This window comes from Streptomyces sp. NPDC086519 (assembly GCF_040686075.1).
GTDB classification, from domain to species: Bacteria; Actinomycetota; Actinomycetes; order Streptomycetales; family Streptomycetaceae; genus Streptomyces; species Streptomyces shenzhenensis.
Genome location: NZ_JBFBJL010000162.1, coordinates 1 through 1,974, shown reverse-complemented (window position 1 = coordinate 1,974; position 1,974 = coordinate 1). Strand labels below are relative to the sequence as shown.

Here is a 1,974-nt window from a genome sequence, read left to right as displayed (position 1 = left end):
CGCGTACGAGGCGGTCTGAAGCAGCCCCGGAAAGGTGCTGGGGCACCACTCCTCGATGGACTCGGCGTGCTTCTCCGCCTCCAGGACCTTCTCGACGTTCTGGCGGCAGTACCTGGCGATCTCGCCCTTCTACCTGATCTTCGCCGCCTTCTCCTTCTTCCCCGTCTTCTACTCGCTGTACCTGGCCTTCCAGCGCTGGGACGGCATGGGCACCATGCAGTTCGTGGGCCTGCAGCAGTTCCGGTTCCTGTGGGACGACCCGGTCTTCTGGCTGTCGATCCGCAACACCCTGGTGATCTGGGTGCTGTCCACCGTGCCCACCCTCTTCGGCGCCCTGATGCTGGCGACGCTGCTGCACTCGGTGCGCCGCTTCAAGGGGTTCTACCGCATCGCCCTCTACGTGCCGAACGTCACCTCGATCGTCGCGGTGGCGATCTTCTTCGGCGCGGTGTTCAGCAACAACTTCGGCCTGGTCAACGCGATCCTGGGCACGGTCGGCATCTCGCCGGTGCCGTGGCTGAGCAACCCGTGGCTGATCAAAGTGGTCATCGCGCTGCTGATGACCTGGATGTGGACCGGCTACAACATGATCATCTACCTGGCCGGTCTCCAGGCCATCCCGGCCTCGATCTACGAGGCGGCGAAGATGGACGGCGCCGGCCCGGTCCGCACGTTCTTCCAGATCACCGTCCCGATCATGCGGCCGATCATCCTGTTCACCGTGATCATCTCGACGATCAACGGTCTGCAGAGCTTCAGCGAACCCCAGGTCCTGTTCGCCAGCAACGCCGCCAACGCGAACCTCGGCGGCCCGGGACAGGCCGGTCTGACCACGCTGCTCTACTTCTACCAGTCGGCCTTCCTCAACAACGACTACGGCTACGGCGCGGCCATCGTGTGGGCCTTCTTCCTGCTGATCATCGTCCTCGTCGCCGTCAACTGGCGCATCACCCAACGAGGGAGGAAGCCGTGACCGCGGCGGACACCACGCGGCCGGCCCCGCGCGCGAGGCGGCTGCGCCGCCCCAAGGGCCTGACCGCGCACCTCATCCTCATGACGGCCGTCGCGCTCTCGGTCTTCCCGTTCGTGTGGACGATCGTCATGGCGACCAACACCACCCAGGACATCTACAAGAGCCCGCCGAAGTTCACCTTCGGCTCGCACCTGCTGGAGAACATCCGGCACGTGCTGAACACCATCGATTTCTTCGGGTCGATGCTCAACACGGTCGTCGTCGCGAGCGTCACCACCGTCCTGGTGCTGTTCGTCGACTCGCTCGCGGCCTTCACCTTCGCCAAGTTCGACTTCCCCGGCCGCAAGCTGCTCTTCGGGACGCTGCTGCTGTTCATGATGCTGCCGCTGCAACTGGCGATCCTGCCGCAGTTCATCCTCATGTCCAAGATCGGCTGGGTCGGTACGCTCCAGGCGCTGGTGCCCCCCGCCCTCGCCAACGCCTTCGGCATCTTCTGGCTGCGCCAGTACATCGAGAACGGCGTGCCCGACGAACTGCTCGACGCCGCGCGCATCGACGGCGCCGGGTTCTTCCGCCAGTACTGGAACATCGCGCTGCCGATGATCAGGCCGGCGCTGTCCTTCCTCGCCATCTACGCCTTCGTCGGTGCCTGGAACGACTACGTCTGGCCGCTCGTCGTGCTCACCAACCCCGACCACGTGACCCTCCAGGTGGAGCTGGCCCAGCTGAACGTCGGCCACACCACCGACTACAGCATGGTCATGGCCGGCGTGCTGATGGCGGCCCTGCCGCTGGTCCTGGTCTTCGCCGTCTTCGCCCGCGGTTTCATCGCGGGCGCCACCGAAGGCGCGGTGCAGGGCACCTGACCCGCGCGGCACCCCGTCGCCCAGCTCGGTGCTGGGCAGGCGGAGGAGCCGGAGTACGCGCTGGTGCGCGAGAGCCGGGACGCCGCCGTGCTGGTGCTGGGTTCCCGGGGGCGCAGCGGTTTCGTCGAGATGCTG

2 protein-coding genes and 2 pseudogenes are annotated in these 1,974 nt (G+C 66.1%); 3 read left to right on the top strand and 1 reads right to left on the bottom strand.

The genetic code is table 11. The features are described from left to right. Positions 1–93: pseudogene (locus AB0P24_RS47810) on the bottom strand (Scr1 family TA system antitoxin-like transcriptional regulator); the annotation flags it as partial. Here AB0P24_RS47810 and AB0P24_RS47805 point away from each other — a divergent pair. The 3 genes and pseudogenes from AB0P24_RS47805 to AB0P24_RS47795 all read left to right on the top strand — a co-directional run. Further along, positions 56–973 (top strand): sugar ABC transporter permease, encoded by a 918-nt coding sequence (locus AB0P24_RS47805; RefSeq protein WP_365805766.1) that lies wholly within the window; start codon positions 56–58, stop codon positions 971–973. The pseudogene AB0P24_RS47810 and the gene AB0P24_RS47805 overlap by 38 nt on opposite strands. Then, entirely contained in the window at positions 970–1,839 is an 870-nt protein-coding gene (locus AB0P24_RS47800; RefSeq protein ID WP_365805764.1) for a carbohydrate ABC transporter permease, read from the top strand. Before AB0P24_RS47805 ends, AB0P24_RS47800 begins: the two co-directional genes overlap by 4 nt. A gap of 42 nt (positions 1,840–1,881) precedes the next feature. Then, a pseudogene (locus tag AB0P24_RS47795) lies at positions 1,882–1,974 on the top strand (universal stress protein); the annotation flags it as partial.

Excerpts from the sequence above, each read along its gene's own strand:
- AB0P24_RS47805 (WP_365805766.1), top strand. The coding sequence starts at position 56 with ATGGACTCGGCGTGCTTCTCCGCCTCCAGGACCTTCTCGACGTTCTGG.